Consider the following 22,073-nt stretch of genomic DNA (forward strand, 5'->3'; position numbering starts at 1 on the left):
TTTACAATTCTTATTTCTTCCGAAAAATAACCTCACACAGTATTCCCACTCCAACACCAATTGTATAAGCCACTACATCACTCCACAAAAAACCGTATCCCAACACGAGTCCCCCAAAAGTCGTTGCACGAATGCTATCTATCCATTCCGCATGATACAATTGGCTCGCTTCAATCCCGTAGCAAAACATTAAACTAATAAAAGCCAACTTCTTCGTCTCTGTTTTAGGAAACAAAAATCCAAAGCCAGTGAAAATCATTAATGCCCATAATGCATCACCTAAATAATCATTTAATAGATGTGGTAGTGCAAAAGCAAACTTTCTTGAGCTAAGACCTAAAATAATAACAACTATAGTAAATAGTGCATATACTACTCTATTTCGTTTCGTATTCATTTTAAAGTCTCCTAATATGTAATGTAAAACTGTAAATAGCTAGTAAAACAAAGTTATTTTACTAGCTATTTATTGATTGCTTTTATGATAAGAAAATGTGGATTCATATTTAAATAATGATATGATTTTTCGCTTACTTCTTTCATTTTTTCAATTGCCTTCGGTTCCACTATCTCTTCTAATACAAAATAATTTGTAGTTTCATTTAGTATGTCTTGTAATGATCTTCTAAAAAACTTGACTTCAATAGTAATATTCGGTTTAACCCAAGTATCTATTAATAACTGTTTTTCAAAATAATTTTCACATGGAAACTTTGTGAAATCCATAAAAGGATGATGAATAGAATAAATAAGTTCTCCACCTGGCTTCAATACACGACGAAATTCTTGAAATACTTGATTCCAATTTTCTATATAATGAAGAGTTAATGAACTTACAATCACATCATACGTATTATCTTCAAATGGCAATGTTTCTTGCAGATCATGACAAAGGAACGTCGCTTCTTCTCCTATATTTTCTTTTGCTGCTTTTACCATTTCAGGACTTACATCAATTGCTGTAACATTTGCTCCTCTTCCTATGAATTGAGAAGTATACCATCCAGCTGCACATCCAGCATCTAATATCTTTTTTCCTTCTAGTTCCTTTGGAATAAGCTCCATCATCGCCGGTCTTTCATAATAACTGTTATATGGATTTGCGAAATCTAGATTTTCTTTATATGTACTCGCTAATTTATCATACGTATCTTTAATCGAATCTTTCATTACACACACTCCTAATACATATTAATCCATTAACTCCTGCTGCTTTTTCTTTGAAAATGATTGTAGTACTAAATCATACGACCAATCAATCATTTTATTAATTTGCTCCTGCTCTATATCCTTATGAATATAAACGGTATTCCAATGTTTTTTATTCATATGATACCCTGGAATAATTGTTTCTGGATAATCTTCTCTTATTCTTAATGCGACTTCTGGATCACACTTCAATGTAATCGCAGCTTTTTCGCCTTCTTCATGATTTACTATCGCAAATATTTTATTATTAAGCCTCATACATGTTGCACTCCAGCCACCTGGAGAATCTTCTGTCGCTTTTCTTTTCGATAAACAGTACGCTCTTGTTGCATTCATTTTAATTGGCACCTCTTATTCTTTCCCTGTTTGATTACGATGCATCACAATTTGCTTCGTTGCTTGAAATTGCTGCTCACCGTAAAACTTTATTAGCTTCTCTCCGCAAAATAGACTAACAATATCAATATGAGATATTTCTCGAAGTAATATTGTAAGCATTTTCTCTCCAATACCTTTATTCCTTACATTCTCATGTACGACAACATCTTCAATGTATGCTCGAAAAACACCATCAGAAACGACTCTAGCAAATCCAACTAATTCATTTTCTTCCCATACTCCAATGGCTATACTATTCTTTAACATTTTTTCAATATCGACTTCTTTTCTTTCTGGCCACCAACCGACAGAATCATAAAGCTTCTTAATTTTTTCTGCACAGATTGGTTGTTCTTGTTGCAATTTATACGTGTACATATGCTTTCTCCTATCAATCAGTATACATAATATTATTATAATCTCTTTTCAAAAAAGTGCTGACTATGACCTTTTGGATGATCTTCAACGATACCATACTCTCGGTAACCGTGCTTTTTATAAAATTCTGGTGCTTGAAAACTAAATGAATCTAGCAATATTAATCTGCACCCTTTTTCCTTCGCAATTTCTTCAATTTTATGTAAAAGTTGGCTCCCCCAACCGTCATGACGAACTGATTTATCAACCCATAAAAAGTCGATATGAAGATGATAAAAATACATCGTACCTGTTACACCACCAAATATTTTTCCTTCTTCATTTTTTACTACGAGACTTACTTCTTCCATCGGCTGTTTTACTTCATCTGTTAAGATGGACATATTATATTGAATGACTTTATTTTTAATGTATTCTCCTTCAATACGTGTACCGTTCTCTATATGTTTCATATACATTGCTTCCTTTCAACTTAGTAAGCTACATTTTATTTTTCCCCTTTAAAATACTAATCAAAACGAATCCACCATATGTAACAAAGCATGAAAAGCCAATTATCCCTGGTACAGAGACATAGCCTACCCTTATGTAACTTATAACTGCAAAACAAGCGATAGACAATAAAATAGATGACCAAAATATAACAGCTATTTTTCTTCGCCCTCGTTTCGATGTACTTTCTTTCTCTTCAGAAACACGTGTGCCAAAAAGCAATACAATACAAATAAGAATTGCTGCAAAGTAAATTGTATCTAATGACAAATTGTGATCATATAGTGCGATTCCAACTTCAAGAGCAATAATCGTTAAAATTAAAATAATGATTGTTGAAGTCTTTAAGTTTCTTTTCAATCGCTCACTCCTAGCATGCTTTCACTATATTCTTTGTATATGTACTTTAAAACTACTGCAAAAGCTTCATCTACCTCTTTATTTTCACGGCGATTCGGTAAATCTTTTCCCCCAATCACATAAAGAAGTGGAAATTCGTTAAACATTCCTATAATACCAATATTTATTGTAGCTGTGAGTAATCCACCTGTCATATGAGCTATATGATAATATGGAATTTCTTCATACTCTCCTTGCTGTCTTACCATGCCGCTAATAATTGGTTCCCATAATTCTGGTTCTGACTTATAACCTTGAAAGGTTTGTATGAAAAGGGCAAGAACTTCACTTAATTCTCCAACATTTTTCTCATCTCTAGCATTCTCTTGTATATGAATTTTTGAAAAGTACGTTTGTGCGTACATTTTCACAGCATCCCATCCACCACAGTGCATTACAACTGACTGTGCAACGTAACTATCATGACAAGCAATCATTACCTCTACCGCTTGACTAAGTGTTAAAGAAGTTCTTCCTTGTAAATGCGGATATAACTGCGCACTATCTTCATGTGGATTAAATTTAATGTAATGAAGTATATCATTCCAATTATGTTTATTTTCCTTCACCATTTGCGTTACTACAAATCCAATGACTAATTTTGCTGCTGATGCTAACGGAATATTTAATTCACTATTATACGAAGCAACTATACGATTATTTTTTGTAGAATAAATTGCCATTCCCACATAATTAGATTGTACCTCTTTTATTTTATTTATAACAGTTTCCATTTCTATCCCTCTTTTTATATCGTTATATTAACTTCTAATATTTCAACATTGAATGTAAAAACCTTTTCATTAGCTATTAAAATAAGAAAAAGGTAGCATGAATTTTTTCTTGCTACCGAAAAATATTTATTCTTCTATAGGATTTTCAGGACCGTTAAGTTCCAGCTGATAAAAAGCTAAATCTAGCCATTTATTAAACTTATAACCAGCTTTTTTTATTGTTCCTGCATGAACAAATCCATAGTTTTGATGCAAGGCAATACTTTTCTCATTCTCTGCATCAATTCCAGCAATTAAGGTCATATACTCTCTTTCCTTTGCAATTTTGATTAATTCCTTCATTAATGAAGACCCAATGCCATTTTTTCTATATGCCTTATCTACATACACAGAATGTTCAACTGAATATTTATAAGCAGGCCACGTTCTAAATGGGCCGAATGTCGCAAATCCTACTACTTTATTATCTAATTCATATACGAAAATTGGATACCCTTCAGCCTTTTTTTGTTCATACCAATCTATTCTATTTTCAAGGGTTACAGGTTTATACGCATATACAGCTGTTGTATAAAGTATCGCATCGTTATAAATATCTAAAATGTATGCTAAATCTTTTTTCGTTGCTTCCCTTATCATTGTTTTCTTCCTTTCATCATGTTCACCTTATATCACTATCTTTTCAATAGTTTTATTTTATCGAAATTTCCGATTTTTATCTACATACGAATACTAGCTTTTCGGAAACCGTCAAATATATTTATTGCAGCAGATAATGTGTAAATTACAATTCCACCGCCAACTAACCACGTTTTAAATCCCTCTGGGGAAATAGTAAATGCATTTGCCAAATACGTAATAAACCCTGCGTTAAATACATGTGGATTTACTACAATTACAATGAATACTATCGTCCCAGCTATTTGAAGAATAGCATTCCCAATCGCCAATCTTTGCGTCCATTGTCCCTGCACTAATTTATAAAGGGATATACATATTTCAAAAACGATCATAATTACAACGATTGGCCAGTACTGCAATAAAACATCTTGATTAAAAGTTGGCGAGGCAAACTTCAGTCCATTTGCCGTACCGTTATATACGCCAACAAGATAATTCGCATAAAAGTAAAGTGTAGCCCAAACTGCTGTCCACATTAAACCTCCAAAAACTTCAAACTTCGAGATTGCTTTTTTCTTTGGGATATATGAGATGTTTTTCAAATCATCTGGTGTCCATTTTTTTAAACTTGTCGTCAACGGCTCGATACCTTTGTCTGTATCTGTTCTTTCTAAAATAACAAACACAAGTGTCAACCAGAAAAATACATGGAGGCCCACTTCAAAAATTTCCCCAATGCCTTTACCTATCAATTGAAAAATAACATTTAATACTGCTTGATCACCACTATAGCCTATAAAATTTTCTGCAACCATTGATATGAGTGCAATGACAGCTGCGATTGGTATAATCATTTTTAACAACGTTGTATATACATCAAAATAACGTGGTCCAATTAAATGCATCGGTCTATCCAAATAACCATTAGCCAATGAAACCGGACTCCCCAATTTTTCGAGAACGCTCTTTACATCTTTCTCATTATAATCTTCAGGTAACATATCATCTATAGTTGACCTTAGTTCAAGTGTAATATCTTCACGATTTTTTTCAGGTAATCTCTTCGCAACCTCTTGGATATAGAGATCAATTAAATTCATTCTCTTCCTCCTTTAATAAGTTATAAAGTTCTTTCGAATCCTTTATCCATTCTTTTTTCAACTGCAAAAATATTTCTAATCCATAATCACTTAAAACATAGTACTTACGAGGTCTACTCTCCGTTTTATCCCAACTACTCGTCACTAATTCCTGCTTTTCTAATCGGCGAAGTAGTGGATATAAAGTACTTTGATCAATTGTAACCCCTGATTGCTCCAATAACTGGACAAGTGAATATCCGTACTGCGGCGTTCTTAATTGACTTAAAACAGCTAACGTTAATGTCCCTCTTCTTAACTCAGTAATTAACGAGTTTAATAAAGTATCCATTCACTCACCTCATTTCCATTACTATATGTCATACAGTATGTGTTTTATACTATGTATCGTACAGTATTAATGTGACAAAAACTATAATTTTTTACCAAAAAACAGATAATGAACAGCGCAAATTATATGATTTGTGCTTTTTTAGCTAAGTTATATATAACACTCTAAAAGGTAACAACCTTAACTACTAATTTTGAAGTTCCAGTAATGCTATATTAAGTTACAAATATCGTATACATATGATGTGAACATAACATCTCACTATAGGAAGCTATAAAAACGGTGAATTACCATGCTTGAATGATTCCCGTTTTCAGCACCTAATCAACGTTATTTCCTTCATAAACTTCATCTTGTTCAAAATCTCTATTTTTGTTTGGTTTATTAGAGAAAAATAAAAAAACAATTAAATTAGGTTAATTGTTTTTCAAATGCAAAATCTTTATTTTTTTAAATAATCTATGATATTCGAAAAGACAAATTCTCCAAATGCAAGTGGTATATAAATAAACCATAACTTTAATATTGCCTTTGTTTCTTTGTGATCAGAATCCCCCATTAAAACCAACCCTATCCTTTATTTTCAAATATTTTGATTTTAATTCCAATAACAAGAAGATTATACCATTTACAAGTTTAATAGTCTATGTTTTCTAAAAATTAAATAAACATATCCCCTCAATATTCAGATAAACATAATAACTTTTTTACGTTTCATCTTCAAATTCAATAATGAGTCCTGTTAGAACCGCTACATTACCAATCGATTGGATCCCGTGACCAATAAAATCCATCTTAAATTCTTCCCACTTTAATTTATGTAATGATATAATAACACTAAACTTTCAACACGTGCTTAATAGATTGGGGACTTATAATGGATAAACCTCTCACTGCATTACAAACTATTATTATACATATGAATACAAATGAGCATTGGCATGATTTTATTTGTTACTGTCAGCATCGCGAAGCGGGACTTCGAAAATTAGCTTTTAAACATTTAGAAACATTTATTACAAATGCAAAGAAATGGGAATCAAAAGATCAAGAAGAGTTTGCCATTTCGCTGTTTACTATTTTAGATGCATTAAACGAAAAAGATGAGGTCTTAACTTTCTCACTAAATAGTTTTCTAATTGACATTCTATATAGATGGACAGAAAACAACCCGATTGATTCAAGACCTTTTAGATGGATAGGAATTTATATGGACTCTAGCAATAAAGAAGACGATTTAGAAAAATTCCTTCGAAAAGCGATTGAATTAGGTGGTGATACCGAACAAGAAGCTATGATATACCTAGTTTCTAATTACATCAATACTTTAGATTTTGGTACTCATGAATTCCCTTCAGGTTATTGCGGAGATTTAAGCGAATGTATAGAAAAACTTCCCTATATGCTTCAATTAATTAATAGAATTCAGAATAAGAACATAAAGGAGCAAAACATTGGTCAAATACAAGAACAACTACACTTAATTCTAGATTGGTTAAAACATACACAAATTCCAGTAGATGCTGTTCGTATATGGGAAAAAGAACAAACTAAGGAATTAGAAAAGGTCATTGTATATTATTTACACAACAGCTCAAGTCATTAATTCGTCTACTATTTCAATATAAAAAAGAGGATTTTCATACAGTACTAGAAAATCCTCTTTTTATATTTATCCCACATTAGCTTGCAGTAAAACTCCCCACTGATTATAGTTCCACTTTATTTTAATCCTTTAATTAAAGGTGACGCTTCCCCACTATGGAAAATCCATAAGTCATGAAGTGATCTCGTACATCCGACATATAGTAATTTTGCATCATGTTTTGTGTTTTTGTAATGTTCTTCATCCACATCAATTAAAAGCACCGCATCAAATTCTAAACCTTTCGCTAAATAGACAGGTACTACTGATATACCACCTTCATATTTACTTTGGTTTGCTTCAATTACGTTGACCGTTAATCCTGCATTTGTTAATTTCACATATATATCACGGCATTCATCTTCTGTTCTTCCGATTACCGCAATTGTTTTCACATCTGCATTTTGCAAATGTTTTACCGTCTTCACAATTTCAGTAAATTGATTTTCTGCATGAATTACTTTCACATCTTCTCCACTGCGGAAGACTGGTGTTGCGAGTCCTACTGGGATTTCTGCATTTTTAATTATTTCATTTGCAAATTCAATAATTTCTTTTGTAGAACGATAACTTCTTGTCAATTCATAATAACCGGTTTCTTGGAATACTTCCTTAAAAGCATTCCAATCTTCAATTCCTTGGTAATCATAAATCGCTTGCGATAATTCCTTGGTAATCATAAATCGCTTGCGATAAATCACCTAATATAGTGAAAGAATTACCTAATGTAATTTCTTTTAATACATAAACTTGGAAAGGCGAAAAATCTTGCGCTTCATCAATAACAACGTGATGAAACTTCTGCCCGATTTCAATCCCTGTTATACGATGATGTATGTATATTAAAGCTGGTAAATCTTCTACATACACTTCTTTTTTACGACAACTCTTTTCTGTTTCTTTAACAAGTTCTTCAGGTAATACCTCAAGTATTTCTTTACTTTTTACTATTGAACTATACAGTGAAAGAGCACTCATTTTCGGCCAAAACTTCATATATGCGTTCAGTCTCTTAGTCGCTTCTTTTTTTAGTAATTTTTTCTCGTTTGTTTCCCCGAATTTTTTAAGCTCAATTTCAATCCAGCGCTTCATTCGTCCTACTAATCGTTCTCTTCTTTTCTGTAAAGGATAATGTTTATATTCAACTTGCATCCATTTTTTAATATCTTCTACTGGAATAATCGCTCTATCCCACGCCTCAAAATCTTTTGTCGGAACTAACTCATTTTCAAATTGGATCATTCTCTCTTCAATAAACGTCTTAAATTCCAACGTACCCTTTAATTTACCTAGCATTACCTTCTTTTCATCACGATTAATTGAAAATGCTTCTTTCAATTTTTCTTCTGTCTGCTTTAGTTTCACTGAATCATCTAACGTACGTAATGCCCAATCCGGAAACGTTGTTTGATTAATATTCCCTACACCTAATTCAGGAAGTACACTCGAAATATAGTCTAAAAACAGACTATTCGGCGCAAATACGATCATTCTTTCTGCTTCTAGTTGTTCACGATATTCATAAATTAAAAAAGCAAGGCGATGTAAAGCAATTGTTGTCTTTCCGCTCCCTGCAACCCCTTGAATAAGTAATGGTAAATTTCTTTCCGCTCGAATAATATCATTTTGTTCCGATTGAATCGTTGAAACAATATCCTTTAGCTTATTATCTTTATTCTCACCTAATCGATATAGAAGAAAATCATCGGCATGCGATACATCTTCATTTCCTTTTACATATGTATCAACAACACGTTCAAGTTCTCTTTTTCGAATGGAAATGTTTCGTTTTAAATACACATCACCTTCTACTAACCCATCTGGTGATTGATAAAATGCTAATTCGTCTCCACCGGTAAATGAATAAAACATACTTGCGACAGGTGCCCGCCAATCGATAATGATTGGCTTCATCGTGTCCATATCCGAAACCCCTACTTTTCCGATATAAATCGGCATAACTTCTTCTTTTCCATCTTCCTGAAAATCTAACCTTCCAAAGTACGGCTCTTGCACACCAATACGTAAGTTTTGTCTATTAGACTCCCTCATACTTTCAAGAATTTGCTCTTTAAAATCTTCTCCATAATAAACTGGGATTTTTTCAAGCTTATCCAATTGCTCATCCATCGTATGTAAAGTATCCTTCATTTTTTGTAACTCATCTTCAAATATGTTGCTCATTTCGACGATTCCCTCCTGTCCGTTCTAATTTTTCAGTCGAAGTATCATTGTATTAAAAATCCAATCATAAAGTCAATAGTTTCCATTTAAATTTTCCGAAAAAACTTACTTTTCATCTTTCTAATTTAAAAAGAATATGCAACATCTAAATCACACAAATACACATATAGTATAATGATGCATGCAAAAGATACTACTTTCTATTTGTCTCCTATTTAATTTATCTATTAAAAAACATTGTAAAAATGAAAGAATTTAATCAATGGGCGTTTTACTGCCCATAAATAGTAGGATAAATAAAAGTAAAGGAGGCTCTTCAAATGAATATTTTGAATCTATCTCAAGATTAAATATGCTTTTATCTGGCTGTATCCTTATGGTTTGTTGGTCAATTATGTATGTTGAAATATATAGACTTACAAAATCCGTCTGGCCATGTGTTATCATGCATGCGATCGAAGATGCTGTTCCTACTGTTTTAGTTACAATAACAGGGATTATTACCCTTACAAACAGTAGTGATTTTTGGTTAAATCCTATTAGCGGGGTCGCTGCTACTGTTTTATTTCTCGGAATTGGAATCGTACTAAGAACTATAAGAATAAAAAGAGAACGACAATTATTCACACAATAAAAAGCAGATAATGAATTCGTCATTATCTGCTTTCCAATTTTTAAAACTACCTTATTATATTTTTTGATACATAAGCCAGTCACCAGAGTCTATAACTTTCTTTAACATCTTTTTATCTTGAGCAATATACACATATGCCTCAATTTCCCTATCAGCAACATATACTGTTTGCGTGATTCGATCATATAAATCAGTCTCCGCATTACCTGTATATTCTTCTAGTTCATCTAACTTACACAATATCTCATCATTTACTACATAAACTTCTCCATACACCTGTTCTTCAATCGAATAAGTCATGGCCGGATATCCTTCGTTCGTATCAAATAATTTTCCATATGTCCAAGCTCTGTCTGCGATGCATGTTGCACCTAGCATATAATGAGCATTCGTTTGTCCTCTTCTTAACGTGCCATAAACGAAAACATGATACATAAATTCTTATCCCCTTTATATGCCTCTACTTTCTTATTTGTAAATAAGCACGAATCATAAAGTAACTCACTTCATTCGGAAGCTGTTCTTTAATAGATTTCAGACCACCATCTGCATTTTGAACGGCAGTTTCAATAAGAGATTCATACTCTGCTGGAACAAAGCTTTGCCAATCTACTTCCATTCCATCCTCATAGCAGCGAATTAAATGGTTTTCGATTGTTTGTCTTGATAAGTTACGTTCTTTTGCAATCTCATTCAAATCAATACCTTGTTTATACATTTCATACGTTTCTAAATGAGAATTTGCGGACGCTTTTCCTGACTTTTTACGCTCTGAAACTACTTCTGTCTTAATCGTTTCAGCATAATTTGGATTTTCCTCAATAAAATGCTGAACTGCTTGTAAGAAGCGCGAGCCATATTTCACAAGTTTGTGTTCTCCGATACCTTTTACCGTCAACAATTCGGAATCACTTTGCGGCATTTTCACACACATATCTTTTAATGTTTGGTCAGAAAAAATAACGAACGGAGGTACACCTTCTCCTTGTGCAATTTCTTTACGTACTTCACGAAGCACTTCAAATAAAGGATGGTCTTGAACAATTTGTCTTGTCTCTACTCGTTCTTTTCGTAAAACATTCTCTTTACCAAGTAATACTTCTTTCCCTTTTTCAGTTACTTTTAACGTCGGATAAGTGCCATGTTCAACTGCAATTAACTCGTCTGAAATTAAAAACTCAATAAACTCACTGACCTCTTTTACACTACGGTTCGATAAAAGCCCATACGTTGGTAAAGTATGAAAATTAAATTCAATAACTTTCTTATTTTTCGACCCAGTTAATACTTGCGCTATCATTTGCTTTCCAAAGCGTTGGTTGGTTCTAATCATGCATGATAAAACCATTTGTGATTCCCTTGTCACATCGATGCTCTCGCGATTGTCTGTACAATTACCACAGCGTCCACAATCTTCTTTCGGTTCTTCTCCAAAGTATTGCAAAATGAATGATTGTAAACATTGTTCTGTATGACAGTAATCGGTCATATTTTGCAATTTTTCAAGTTCATTTGAAAAACGTGATTCTCCAGTTGATTGATCAATTAAAAAACGCTGTACTTGTACATCTTGAGAAGAATATAACAATATACATGTACTATCTAATCCGTCACGACCAGCACGTCCTGCTTCTTGATAGTAACTTTCCATATTTTTTGGAAGCTGATAATGAATTACGTAACGAATATTCGATTTATCAATCCCCATCCCGAATGCAGATGTTGCTACCATTACACTTACTTCATCTCGTAAAAAGAGTTCTTGTTGCTCATTTCTATCACTATCACTCATACCAGCATGATATTTTGATACAGAAACACCTGCCTTCATCAAATCTTCATATAACTGATCGACTACTTTTCTAGTAGCTGCATATATAATCCCAGATTCCTTTTGATTTTGACGAATATAATCCGCCAAATATGCATTTCGATCTTGCCCTTTAATGACAGAAAACGATAAATTCTCACGCTCAAACGTTGTCATAATTGTATTTTCTTTATTAATTTCAAGTGTATTACAAATATCATCACGTACTTGCGGTGTTGCTGTTGCTGTTAATGCTAATATGAGCGGTTTTTCTGGAAGATAATCTAATATGCGATGTATATGTAAATAACTTGGACGGAAATCATGTCCCCACTGTGAAATACAATGTGCTTCATCAATCGCAATCATAGGGATTTTCATATCGATAAGTTGGTCAACAAACTCCATCGAATCAAGACGCTCAGGCGCCACATAAAGTAACTTGTAATGTCCTTGTTTCGCTAATTGAATTCGCTGATTTGCTTCTGCAATAGATATAGAACTATTAATATATGTAGCTGAAATGCCATTCTGTACCAATGTATCTACTTGATCCTTCATAAGTGATATTAAAGGTGATATAACCAACGTCGTTCCTTCAAATACTAATGCCGGAATTTGATAACAAATCGACTTACCGCCACCCGTTGGCATAATACAAACCGTATCTTTCCCATCTAGTACATTTTTAATTGTTTCATCTTGTCCTCTTCGAAACGAAGAATAACCAAAGTAGGACGCTAAAAGTTCTTGTGCTTTAGTAAACAAAAAAGAGTCACCCGCTTTTCTTTATCTTTCATCTACTTCTATTATATCAATCACTTATGCGACTTGAAAGGGATGATTAGATGCTTATTGTTTTTTCATTATTCTATGTTTCTTCACTTATTTAATATGAATTAGCATCATTATTTTATATGTTTTACAACATTTATAACGTAAATCCAGTACACAAGAAGAAAGAGTTTCAATTTAAATGTTCATTTTATTTCCCTTTCTTGAATACTACTAATCGTATACATATAAATTCAGGAGGTTACTATATGAAACATCGTAATACGAGGTCCATCACGGCAAAAACGAAAACAAAACAACTCCAATTCTCTAATAATGATGCGTGGAAATATGAATCATACTATAAGTATCAGCCATTATTCTCTTATAAAAAGCTTTTTAATTTTCTTTCTCAACTTTTTAAACGTTAATATATGCGCAAAAAATATATTATTCACAGAAGTTTTCTCAATATTAAACATATAGACTTACTACAATTGAGTTGTTAACATATATAATAATCTGTTGGATAAACCCCTTAAGTTGACCTGCTTATATTAGCAGGTCTTTTTCATAATTACATACTTCTATGCACCTCAATCTCACTTCCAAATCTTTTCTCCATTTTATAACCATATTTAACTCCCAACAATTAATGATAATCATAAATTGTTGGGAGTTAAATTGTTCACATATAATTATGCAATTCTTCTTTCTCAATACACAAAACACATTTTACTTGTTACTATAAAAGTACTCCAGATGAGTTTTTTGCTCATCGACATTATCTAGTTATTGGGGCCTGCCGCGGGAAGCAGGTCCCTTTGACTGTATGAAGGTCCCAATTTCATTTGGACACATTTACCAGGTTTTTTCAAAAGAATTTTATGATAACATTACGTAGTCGAGTCCGACATCTCGGCAATACCCTTTTGAGGGTCTGTAACTTCCCTTGCAGACCCTCTTTTACTTTATATTCAAATTATTCATATATATCACAACATCATTCATTGAATTTCTCCATTTCAAATTCCCTAAAAATAATCTAGGACACGGAACTAAAAATAAATCTTCATCATACTTTGAGTTATACATGTTCAAAGGAGTGTTACTATTTATGTATTCTTATTGGCAATCGTATTACTCCCCCTACCATAACCCTTATGTAAACTATGATTTATCCGTACGGAACTACCGAATTAGTAAAAATGAGAATTTTTTAAAAGGATATATGCGTTCTTTATGGGAACAACACGTCGCTTGGACGAGATTGGCTATTATAAGTATAGTATTTAATTTACCAGATGTTAACGTTACTGTTGGACGACTTCTACAAAACGCAACACATATGGGACTATCACTTGAACCATTTTACGGTGAAGATGCAGTAAAAAAATATAGTGCATTAATTAAAGATCACTTAGTAATTGCAGCGGATCTTGTTAAAGCCGCAAAAGCTGGTAATCAAAATGCAGCGGCCGCTATAGAGAAAAAATGGTACGCTAATGGTGACGCAATTATTGAATTTCTTAACAGTATCAACCCATATATAGATAAAGAAGAATTTAGAAAAATGTTTTATGAACATTTAGCACTAACGAAAGCAGAAGCACTTGCCTTCCTAAATAAAGATTATGAAGCAGGAGTAAAACTTTACGATAAAATTGAAAAAGAAGCATTAGAAATGGCTGACATGATAACAAACGCAATCGTAAAACAATTCCCGCAAGTATTTCAATAAAGTGAAACTTTAATCAGTGAGGGGTTTGTTCATCCCCCACTGATTATCAGCTCTCACCAATCGGCTTATTTAGTTTTCTCTCCATGATATTTCACCTCTCCTCTTTACATTTAGCTTATATCGATATATTTTATTAATATCCGTTTTTTATAGGAGGAAATAGTTTGATTAACGCGATTGGTCTCGTTTTTATACTTACAAATAAACACGAGAAAAAAAAGAAAGTTTACTTAAATGAAAAATTTGCACTAATAGATATTATTGATTCTAAAGAAGTATTTGATGATGAAGGGAATCCTTTAGTAGAACTAACATGTAAATACAGTATATATTTAGATGAAAAATATTACTGTAAATCTCTCGATGATTATACCGGACAAGTCTTTCCTTTCTTAAGTGCAAAAATAGGAAAAGGTCTTCTAAGAAACTTAAACTACTACTTTTCTTACGTTGATGCCTATGATAAGAAACCACCAGTTAAAGAAATAAGACCACTTATGAAACAAGTAACTAACAGATAGCCAAAAATACCAAAAAAAGAAAGCATCTAACCCTGGATGTTTTCTTTTTTATTAAAAACTCATTAACTTTCATCCTCTTCTAAAAGTATGTATCCAAGCATATTTTAAATTAAAAACATTGGAGGATTAGAGTGAATGAAATACTCAGAAACAATTATAAGCAAACGACTTCGAATACTTAAAATGACGGGTATGTTTTTCATGCTAGTGTTAATAGCATGGATTGGCTATACAAAATTACTTTATGAAAACGGCTTTCTTCAAGAAAAAAAGAATTCAGTAGAAGTAATGAACACTAGCATTACAGGAGAAATAGAGCAGCTTTTTCATATAAACTTGCAAGGCTATCGAAAAACAAGCCTTGATGCTGTTATAGAAGCCAGTAAAACCGATCCAAGTGAACTATCCTTAATTGAATTGGTCAACAAATCCTGCTCACGAGATTGCATAGGTGAACCAGTTACATATGTAAACTCAAACAATGGATATATCTTTTATAAGGAATCTAATGGAACTAATGTAGCTATAACGGTTAAAAAGAAAGACACATGGGTAATTGTAAAGAAATCTGTTCAAGATGGAATATAATCACCCCAAAAAAGAGTACGCATCGTACTCTTTTTTATTATTAATACCCTTCCTCTTCATGCCTACAATGGCATTTCGCTTTTGTTTTACAATGACATTTTTCACACTCACACTTCGGTTTCTCTTTGCAACAACACTCGTGAAAATCATTGCGCTTACATCTACATCTCCCAAACATTAAATCATCCCAAAATTTATTACAATCTTGAAAATGTCCACAATGACAAGTATTTCTCATAAATATGCTTCCTCCTTGATAGAATTCATCATATTCTATGTTTGAAAGTATACAAAGGCTTGTTTATTAGTCTATTTTCTCCATATTATAAGTAGAGTTAAAAGATTAAATAAAAATAAAAACCGTCACATGACGGCTCTTATTTTTATTTAGCAAACTACTTTTATCTCACGTACTCATAGTACCATTTACGTGCATCTAACCAAGCTGTAAATTTATCGATATTCCCGGACGGATAGCCATTCGTTATAGCATAACCAATGCCATCTTTTTGAACGACAATTTGTCCATCAATACCCGCATCAACCATAGCTTGAGCCAAAGCTTGTAAATTACTAAATGCTACACCACCAGTTTTTACTTTGAGCAAATCCGCTGCACCTCCTCCAGTTTGTCCTGTAAGAGCAAATACAATAGAATTAGCGATTTTATCAACATTCCATTTTGCCATGTCGGATTCATTATCAATAAACCCTAATTCAATAAGAATAGCCGGTGCCTTCGTTCCATTTAATACTGCTAAATCTGTACGTTGTTTCGCACCTCGATCACGCCATCCAATATCTTTTGCTAGTTGAGCTGAGATTTTAGCCGCCAAATCTTTCTGATCATAATATAAAACCTCAACACCCTGTCCATTTCCATCACTTGCATTAAGATGAAAAGAAATAACTAAATCCACAGCATGGGAATTGCTATTCCGAATGATATTATTTAAATTTTGTGATTGAGTTGCCCCTACCTCGTCCGTATCGTCATAAACCGTGTGTCCTAGGGCTCTTAACTTAGCCGCCACGGCATCTTTAACTTGCCTATCTAGAGCGTGTTCTTTCCGATTCCCGAAATTAGCACCTTGAACAATACTATTGTGTCCTCCGTGCAAACTATATCTAGCCATTATTCATCAACATCTCCTTTCTTAATATCTTATTCAAAACTTGTCTTATTGCTATTCCCACTTACAATCTTAACTGTGCCCATACGTCCTATATTTTCTAAAAGTGATGCAATTTGTTTTCGATATAAAAAAGCTATCGCTTCATAAATCGAATGATTTATTCTCTAAATTACTTTTACATGAATGACGACACGAACAAAAAAGCATCACCCTTTCGGCGATGCCTAAAAACTCTATTTTACTTTTCAGCTCCCTAAATAAATAGAGTTTAAAATCACTGAAACTACACCTATATTTCCTCCCTTTCCTTCACAGCTTCTTTCAACCTCTGCAACATATACCCAATTCCTTTACACCCCTCTAGCGGATATGTAATCATTTCTTCTGGATATAACTTTGTCACTACTTTTTTATGCTTCTTCCCTGCTAGTAAGACGATTTCGTCAAACTGTAGTAAACTTTTATCTACCATCTGTTTTTGTAATTGCTCTATACTTATTACCTCATCGCTTTTTGAATCAAATGCAAGATCATAGTTTTCTAATACAATATCACTTGGTCTTAAAAATCCATGTTTCGCTGATAATATAACCCAGTTTTCGAAAAACATAGTTGCGTACGCCTGACATGCTTTTCCGAACGGACTAATATATACATCTTTTGCTTCCATCGGTCCGTAGTCTGAATGTTTATCCCAAATTTTCTTTTTTCCGCATGGAATTATACATAGCCTTTTCATATATATTTCTACTCCCTTTACTTTGGTAAATAAAATTCGTTATTTTGTACATTTTTTTCTCGAGATACTATATAATAATTCTGAAAGTTAAAATTACACATTTTACCATATGCGTACTATAGATTACTCTGATTGCAAATATTATAATACCATAAAAAATTTTTCATTTTTTCTTCAAAATAATGAAACTAAATTATAATGCAAGTATGTATTAATAAAACAATAAAGGAGGTTCATAAAAATGAAAAATATTATTCCTGCACTATTAGTCTATTTTATCGTTTGCGTTATTTCCGTTATCATCCCAGCATCTGAAGGCTATAATTATGTCGGCTGGAAGTTATTTGTTGGGCAAGTGTATGCGATACCTATTTTCTTCATTACTACGATAATCACATTTTATATAAACAAGAAAAAATATTACGAATAAACGATTATAAGGATAGCTAACGCTATCCTTATTTTAATTCGTTAATCAAAACTTTATATCCTTTCTTCTAAAAAGTTAAACGCAACATCTGTATTTCAGCGTTTAAACGCAGTTCCTCCGAAATCCAGCTCTCTAATTTTGAAACAGATACAATATTTTTTCAAAAAGCCCCTGTAATTTACTTTTCAATACTTCCATATCATTAAGCATACACAATGCGACTGTTTAAAAGTTAAAAATTTCTGCTTATTATAAATAAAAAAGGACAAATAGCCAATCTGACTACTTGTCCTTACTGTTCATCTGTACGCAATACGATTAAGCTTGGAATGCTTCTGTTAATACTGGTACGATTTGTTTTTTACGAGATACAACACCTTTTAAAGTAGCTGTATTGTTTTCTAGTGATACGTTGTATGCTTTCTCAACAACGTTTGCTGCTTTACCGATCGCAAGACCGACAGAATCGTTAGTTAAGATATCAGTTACAACGAATAAGAATAGGTCTAAACCTTTTTCTTCTACTACTGCAGAAATTACTTTTTCAAGTTCCGCTTGGTGTAAAAGAACGTCGTTTGTATCAACAGCGTTTACTTGTGCGATTTCAACTTTCGCATTACCCATTTGGAATTCTTTAGCATCAAGAGAGATTAATTGCTCCATTGTTTTTCCGCTTAAGTCAGCACCAGCTTTTAACATTTCTAAGCCGTAGTTATCTGCATCTACACCAGCGATTTCCGCTAATTCACGAGCAGCTGCTACATCTTGTTCTGTGCAAGTTGGAGATTTGAATAGTAAAGAATCTGAAATGATTGCAGATAACATTAAACCTGCAACTTCTTTACGAATTGTTACGCCATTTTCTTTGTACATTTTGTTTAAGATTGTAGCTGTACAGCCAACTGGCTCACAACGATAGTATATAGGATCGCTTGTTTCAAAGTTAGCAATACGGTGATGGTCAATAACTTCTAACACACGAACTGATTCGATATCGTTAGCACTTTGTTGACGCTCGTTATGGTCAACTAAAATAACGTTGTCCACTTCGCTTGCTACTGTCTCAACAAAACGCGGTCCTTCTACTTTAAAATAGTCTAACGCAAATTGAGTTTCACCGCTGATTTCGCCTAAACGTACAGGCTCAGCATTCATTCCTAATTCTTTTTTCAATTCTGCATAAGCAATTGCAGAACAAATTGCATCTGTATCTGGGTTTTTATGCCCGAAAACTAGTACTTTTTCCATGTTTTCCACCTCTTCATGAAAAGGATATCTTAAAGAAGCAAATATGACAATATTTAAAGCATATTTTTTTATAAATAATTGCACTTTCTTCTATATTTTTCATCATTTTCATAAAAAAAATCATCTAAAATGAATTAGATGATCGAAATGTATGTTTCAATTAAAATAGTGTAGGAGCTTGCACTACATTGTTAAAAGCGAAATTTGAGGATAAGCCATTATTCAAAAGGTTTACATCTATAACTTGATAAAACGCATTTCCAGTGTCTGCAATTTCCCAAACAGCTAAAATAAGATGGTATCCACTACGGTCAGTTGGTACATTCGCTTCGTGCGTTACTGTTGTTCCTGGTCTAGCTCCACCGTCATTTTTCACATAGAATGGCACTAAATCTAAATCTGATCGCGTCAAAGGTTTATTGGGATTCCAACCTTTTTTCGTAATATAGTATTTCCACTCTTTCGTACTATGAGGAGCCGTTAGTTTCCACTTGAATGTATTCGTCCCGCCATTTAACGTAACTTTCTTCCACCTATCTACAGTTTGAACATCTAAAGCGGGAAAATGACCAGCCCCTGCAATTTGTCCATCAGAAGGTCCTAGTTGCGGAAATCCACCTATTCCTTCTACGCTTTGAGGTTCATATTGAATCGGTCCACAATTTACATTTACCCCTTGCTTACATAAATAAGATCGGCTCGCTGGTGATTCTACATATCCATGAGCTGAAGCCTTTTCTGAAAATCCAAATGTTAATAATCCCGTAAGTAATACGCCACCACTTAAAATAACTTTCTTCATCTTTTGTAAACTATTCTTTTTCATTCTTTCATCCCCTTCCCATAATAAAGCGAAAATAACTATAGTTGGCTAGTCATCTTCTCTACATTTATTATAAGACGAGAATCATTACTAAAAGAACCCTCTAAAAACTTTCTCAAATTCATTTAGTGCGTTAATTAGATTATAATTAACTATTTTAACACCGCCAGAAAAATATAGACGGTGTTAAAAATAGTCGTTTATTATTCACTTACTAATAATTAAGCACTCTCCCCGTTTGATTATACCTTAAATGTTTTTATAATAAATAACCGTAGCATCTAACTTTCCATTCAGAGAAATTGCATACCCTGGTATTGTTCCAACTTCTTGGTAGTCTAGTGATTTGTACAATTTATTGGAAGGATCTCCTTCTCTTGTATCTAATACTAAAAGAGACCTGTTTTCTTGCTTTGCTCGTTCCTCTGCTTTTTGCATAAGCGCTCGTCCAATACCGTTACGTCTAAAGTTTGGATGAGTCATTAATTTGCAAATCTCAGCTCTATGAATTCCGTTAGGCTTTGTAACTAACTGTAATTGAATACTCCCTGCTACTTCGTTGTTTATTTTAGCCACATACAATATCACTTCTGGCGCTAATACTGTTTGCCAATACTTTGTTGCATCTTTTTGTTCCAGTGGAGGCAAAAAACCAATTGATGCCCCATCATTTACAACCATTTTCAAAAGTTTCGAAAGTTCTTCTATATCATTTTCTAGTTTCTTAATTTCTTCAATTACTAAATTTCGCATTACTTTTCCCCCTTTTGTTTCATTGTAACAATTTTTAAAGAAGGAATAATGAAATAATAAGAGGAATTTATAGTTAAGATATGATTTTTTGTGAAAGGATAACGATATGAAATATATATTAGATAGAACGTACGCAAAAGAATTACTCGAATGGGCATATGAACAAAACCCGGGCCCTTGGTTTGAACATTCACTACATGTTGCTCATGCAACTGAAAACATAATTATAGAACTTATAAAAAAAGGGTACAAGCTAGATGCTGACATAGCATATAACGCTGCCCTTTTGCATGATATCGGAAGATACAAAGGTTTTACCAAATCGGTCATTCATTCCTATGATGGTTATATGTATATGAATGATTTAGGATATACAGGAAACGCTGTTATTTGTGTGACACACTCATTCCCATGCAAAAATGAACATATAGATATCGCAGCGGAATGGAGTCTCGTTCCTGACCATATGAGAAGCCGGTTAGTTGAAATATTAAATGAACATTGTAACTACGACTTATACAATAAAGTAATTACTCTTTGTGACGCTCTTGCTGATGCGGATGGCTTTACTACGCTGGAAAGAAGATTAATTTCTGTTGGTTTGCGTCATGGTACAACATCTCATACATCTTTACATTGGAAAGGGTTTTATGCGATTAAGAAAGAATTAGAAGCTTTAATCGGTAAGAGTATATACACAGTTCTTCCTGATGTAGAAAAATCTATTTATGAAGATATAGAATATTAAATTGAAAACGATAAAAATTTGTATGTATGTTTCTAAACAGAAAAACAAAACAAAAGCCATTGATTATATGAAACAATTGAAGCTTTTTACAAAACCTTAAAACTAAATAAATAGTTGTTATTTCTCATTCCTACTAAATTTAAAATTCTCCCATTATTGTATAACCATAAATTGAACCCATCCTAGATAATTTTTATACTCAAATTTAATTTCACATAAAAAACGTTTTAAACATAAAGTTTAAAACGTTTTTTTATTCAATGCTTTTGATTTTTCAGTTCTGTTAAACACTCTTGCACTAAAGTTACCGCTTGACTCATCGCAGCTCCGCCAGCAAATGCTGCTGAAACACCACATGCTTCCAGAATCTCTTTATCCGAACATCCTTGATCAAGACAACCTTTTGTATGATAAATTGTACAATACTCATCTTGCGTTGCTAAACTAATTCCTAATGCAATAAGTTGCTTTTCTCTTTTTGTTAAAGCACCCTCTTGAAAACAAGCTTGCGTGAACGCATTATATGTCTCAGCGATTTCAGGAATTTGATTTGTAAAACTACCTATACCTTCTTTATAATGATGTAGAATATCATTTATCGAACTATGTTGCTCATGTTCCATCTTATTCCCTCCAGTCATATTATCCATACCTATT

Annotated in this window: 26 protein-coding genes and 3 pseudogenes; 8 read left to right on the forward strand and 21 right to left on the reverse strand. The window is 33.0% G+C overall.

Features of this window, described 5'->3' with window-relative positions; genetic code table 11:
- Positions 1–10: 10 nt before the first annotated feature.
- From NST27_RS13465 to NST27_RS29600, 11 genes and pseudogenes are all read right to left on the reverse strand, one after another.
- A complete protein-coding gene (locus NST27_RS13465; RefSeq protein WP_001093459.1) occupies positions 11–397 on the reverse strand; it encodes a ribosomal maturation YjgA family protein in 387 nt (128 codons plus the stop codon).
- Between the two features lie 65 nt (positions 398–462).
- Positions 463–1,170: a class I SAM-dependent methyltransferase gene (locus NST27_RS13470; RefSeq protein WP_000655256.1), complete on the reverse strand. Its 708-nt coding sequence runs from the start codon at positions 1,168–1,170 to the stop codon at positions 463–465.
- Between the two features lie 21 nt (positions 1,171–1,191).
- Positions 1,192–1,545 carry an MmcQ/YjbR family DNA-binding protein gene (locus NST27_RS13475; RefSeq protein ID WP_000994630.1) on the reverse strand — a complete coding sequence of 118 codons (354 nt, stop codon included), beginning with the start codon at positions 1,543–1,545 and terminating at the stop codon, positions 1,192–1,194.
- A 15-nt stretch (positions 1,546–1,560) separates the two neighbouring features.
- A complete protein-coding gene (locus tag NST27_RS13480) occupies positions 1,561–1,965 on the reverse strand; it encodes a GNAT family N-acetyltransferase (protein WP_000288969.1) in 405 nt (134 codons plus the stop codon).
- A 35-nt stretch (positions 1,966–2,000) separates the two neighbouring features.
- Positions 2,001–2,417 carry a GNAT family N-acetyltransferase gene (locus NST27_RS13485; protein WP_000680413.1) on the reverse strand — a complete coding sequence of 139 codons (417 nt, stop codon included), beginning with the start codon at positions 2,415–2,417 and terminating at the stop codon, positions 2,001–2,003.
- 28 nt (positions 2,418–2,445) lie between these two features.
- Complete coding sequence (locus tag NST27_RS13490; RefSeq protein ID WP_000827994.1) at positions 2,446–2,817, reverse strand: hypothetical protein; 372 nt, start codon at positions 2,815–2,817, stop codon at positions 2,446–2,448.
- On the reverse strand, positions 2,814–3,590 hold the full coding sequence (locus NST27_RS13495; protein ID WP_000450751.1) for a serine hydrolase: 777 nt from the start codon (positions 3,588–3,590) through the stop codon (positions 2,814–2,816). The genes NST27_RS13490 and NST27_RS13495 overlap by 4 nt, the downstream gene beginning before the upstream one ends.
- A 126-nt stretch (positions 3,591–3,716) precedes the next feature.
- Positions 3,717–4,229: a GNAT family N-acetyltransferase gene (locus tag NST27_RS13500; RefSeq protein ID WP_000617513.1), complete on the reverse strand. Its 513-nt coding sequence runs from the start codon at positions 4,227–4,229 to the stop codon at positions 3,717–3,719.
- 80 nt (positions 4,230–4,309) lie between these two features.
- Entirely contained in the window at positions 4,310–5,311 is a 1,002-nt protein-coding gene (locus NST27_RS13505; RefSeq protein WP_001048876.1) for an HAAS signaling domain-containing protein, read from the reverse strand.
- The gene (locus tag NST27_RS13510) at positions 5,298–5,642 is read right to left on the reverse strand and encodes a PadR family transcriptional regulator (protein WP_000380303.1); all 345 of its coding nucleotides are present in this window, start codon (positions 5,640–5,642) and stop codon (positions 5,298–5,300) included. Before NST27_RS13510 ends, NST27_RS13505 begins: the two co-directional genes overlap by 14 nt.
- A 710-nt stretch (positions 5,643–6,352) precedes the next feature.
- Positions 6,353–6,427, reverse strand: a pseudogene (locus NST27_RS29600) (DUF6944 family repetitive protein); the annotation flags it as partial.
- A gap of 92 nt (positions 6,428–6,519) precedes the next feature.
- On the opposite strand from NST27_RS29600, the gene NST27_RS13515 reads away from it, so the two are divergent.
- Entirely contained in the window at positions 6,520–7,248 is a 729-nt protein-coding gene (locus NST27_RS13515; protein WP_000360491.1) for a hypothetical protein, read from the forward strand.
- A 116-nt stretch (positions 7,249–7,364) separates the two neighbouring features.
- Here the strand turns inward: NST27_RS13515 and NST27_RS13520 are convergent.
- A pseudogene (locus NST27_RS13520) lies at positions 7,365–9,471 on the reverse strand (HelD family protein).
- A 319-nt stretch (positions 9,472–9,790) separates the two neighbouring features.
- On the opposite strand from NST27_RS13520, the pseudogene NST27_RS13525 reads away from it, so the two are divergent.
- Positions 9,791–10,105: pseudogene (locus tag NST27_RS13525) on the forward strand (CPBP family intramembrane glutamate endopeptidase); the annotation flags it as partial.
- A 54-nt stretch (positions 10,106–10,159) separates the two neighbouring features.
- On the opposite strand, the gene NST27_RS13530 reads toward NST27_RS13525, so the two are convergent.
- The gene (locus NST27_RS13530) at positions 10,160–10,540 is read right to left on the reverse strand and encodes a gamma-glutamylcyclotransferase family protein (RefSeq protein WP_000274908.1); all 381 of its coding nucleotides are present in this window, start codon (positions 10,538–10,540) and stop codon (positions 10,160–10,162) included.
- A 25-nt stretch (positions 10,541–10,565) separates the two neighbouring features.
- Entirely contained in the window at positions 10,566–12,683 is a 2,118-nt protein-coding gene (recQ, locus tag NST27_RS13535; protein ID WP_000494256.1) for a DNA helicase RecQ, read from the reverse strand.
- Positions 12,684–12,958: 275 nt separating this feature from the next.
- Here recQ and NST27_RS13540 point away from each other — a divergent pair, with 275 nt between their 5' ends.
- From NST27_RS13540 to NST27_RS13555, 4 genes are all read left to right on the forward strand, one after another.
- Positions 12,959–13,120: a hypothetical protein gene (locus NST27_RS13540; RefSeq protein WP_000682746.1), complete on the forward strand. Its 162-nt coding sequence runs from the start codon at positions 12,959–12,961 to the stop codon at positions 13,118–13,120.
- Between the two features lie 686 nt (positions 13,121–13,806).
- A complete protein-coding gene (locus NST27_RS13545; protein WP_000287727.1) occupies positions 13,807–14,430 on the forward strand; it encodes a hypothetical protein in 624 nt (207 codons plus the stop codon).
- Positions 14,431–14,594: 164 nt separating this feature from the next.
- Complete coding sequence (locus NST27_RS13550; RefSeq protein WP_000606231.1) at positions 14,595–14,951, forward strand: hypothetical protein; 357 nt, start codon at positions 14,595–14,597, stop codon at positions 14,949–14,951.
- 135 nt (positions 14,952–15,086) lie between these two features.
- The gene (locus NST27_RS13555) at positions 15,087–15,539 is read left to right on the forward strand and encodes a hypothetical protein (RefSeq protein ID WP_000877572.1); all 453 of its coding nucleotides are present in this window, start codon (positions 15,087–15,089) and stop codon (positions 15,537–15,539) included.
- Here NST27_RS13555 and NST27_RS13560 read toward each other — a convergent pair whose 3' ends face one another.
- From NST27_RS13560 to NST27_RS13570, 3 genes are all read right to left on the reverse strand, one after another.
- Positions 15,540–15,713, reverse strand: coding sequence for a hypothetical protein (locus tag NST27_RS13560; RefSeq protein WP_000503012.1), 174 nt, complete (start codon positions 15,711–15,713; stop codon positions 15,540–15,542).
- A 227-nt stretch (positions 15,714–15,940) separates the two neighbouring features.
- A complete protein-coding gene (locus NST27_RS13565) occupies positions 15,941–16,675 on the reverse strand; it encodes an N-acetylmuramoyl-L-alanine amidase (protein WP_000135276.1) in 735 nt (244 codons plus the stop codon).
- Between the two features lie 289 nt (positions 16,676–16,964).
- Positions 16,965–17,414 carry a DUF6884 domain-containing protein gene (locus tag NST27_RS13570; RefSeq protein WP_000824873.1) on the reverse strand — a complete coding sequence of 150 codons (450 nt, stop codon included), beginning with the start codon at positions 17,412–17,414 and terminating at the stop codon, positions 16,965–16,967.
- Between the two features lie 241 nt (positions 17,415–17,655).
- Between NST27_RS13570 and NST27_RS13575 the strand changes: the two genes are divergently transcribed.
- Positions 17,656–17,844, forward strand: a complete 189-nt coding sequence (locus tag NST27_RS13575; RefSeq protein ID WP_000789487.1) for a DUF4017 family protein — start codon at positions 17,656–17,658, stop codon at positions 17,842–17,844.
- Positions 17,845–18,162: 318 nt separating this feature from the next.
- Here NST27_RS13575 and ppaC read toward each other — a convergent pair whose 3' ends face one another.
- From ppaC to NST27_RS13590, 3 genes are all read right to left on the reverse strand, one after another.
- The gene (gene ppaC, locus NST27_RS13580) at positions 18,163–19,092 is read right to left on the reverse strand and encodes a manganese-dependent inorganic pyrophosphatase (protein ID WP_061661873.1); all 930 of its coding nucleotides are present in this window, start codon (positions 19,090–19,092) and stop codon (positions 18,163–18,165) included.
- Between the two features lie 160 nt (positions 19,093–19,252).
- Positions 19,253–19,918: a lytic polysaccharide monooxygenase gene (locus NST27_RS13585; RefSeq protein ID WP_000742279.1), complete on the reverse strand. Its 666-nt coding sequence runs from the start codon at positions 19,916–19,918 to the stop codon at positions 19,253–19,255.
- A gap of 246 nt (positions 19,919–20,164) precedes the next feature.
- Positions 20,165–20,668, reverse strand: a complete 504-nt coding sequence (locus NST27_RS13590) for a GNAT family N-acetyltransferase (RefSeq protein WP_001245248.1) — start codon at positions 20,666–20,668, stop codon at positions 20,165–20,167.
- A gap of 106 nt (positions 20,669–20,774) precedes the next feature.
- Between NST27_RS13590 and NST27_RS13595 the strand changes: the two genes are divergently transcribed.
- Entirely contained in the window at positions 20,775–21,416 is a 642-nt protein-coding gene (locus tag NST27_RS13595) for an HD domain-containing protein (protein ID WP_000874109.1), read from the forward strand.
- Positions 21,417–21,673: 257 nt separating this feature from the next.
- On the opposite strand, the gene NST27_RS13600 is transcribed toward NST27_RS13595, so the two are convergent.
- Positions 21,674–22,066 (reverse strand): carboxymuconolactone decarboxylase family protein, encoded by a 393-nt coding sequence (locus NST27_RS13600; protein ID WP_001999958.1) that lies wholly within the window; start codon positions 22,064–22,066, stop codon positions 21,674–21,676.
- Between the last annotated feature and the right edge of the window lie 7 nt (positions 22,067–22,073).

This window comes from Bacillus sp. FSL W8-0770 (assembly GCF_038008705.1).
Taxonomy (GTDB): domain Bacteria; phylum Bacillota; class Bacilli; order Bacillales; family Bacillaceae_G; genus Bacillus_A; species Bacillus_A cereus.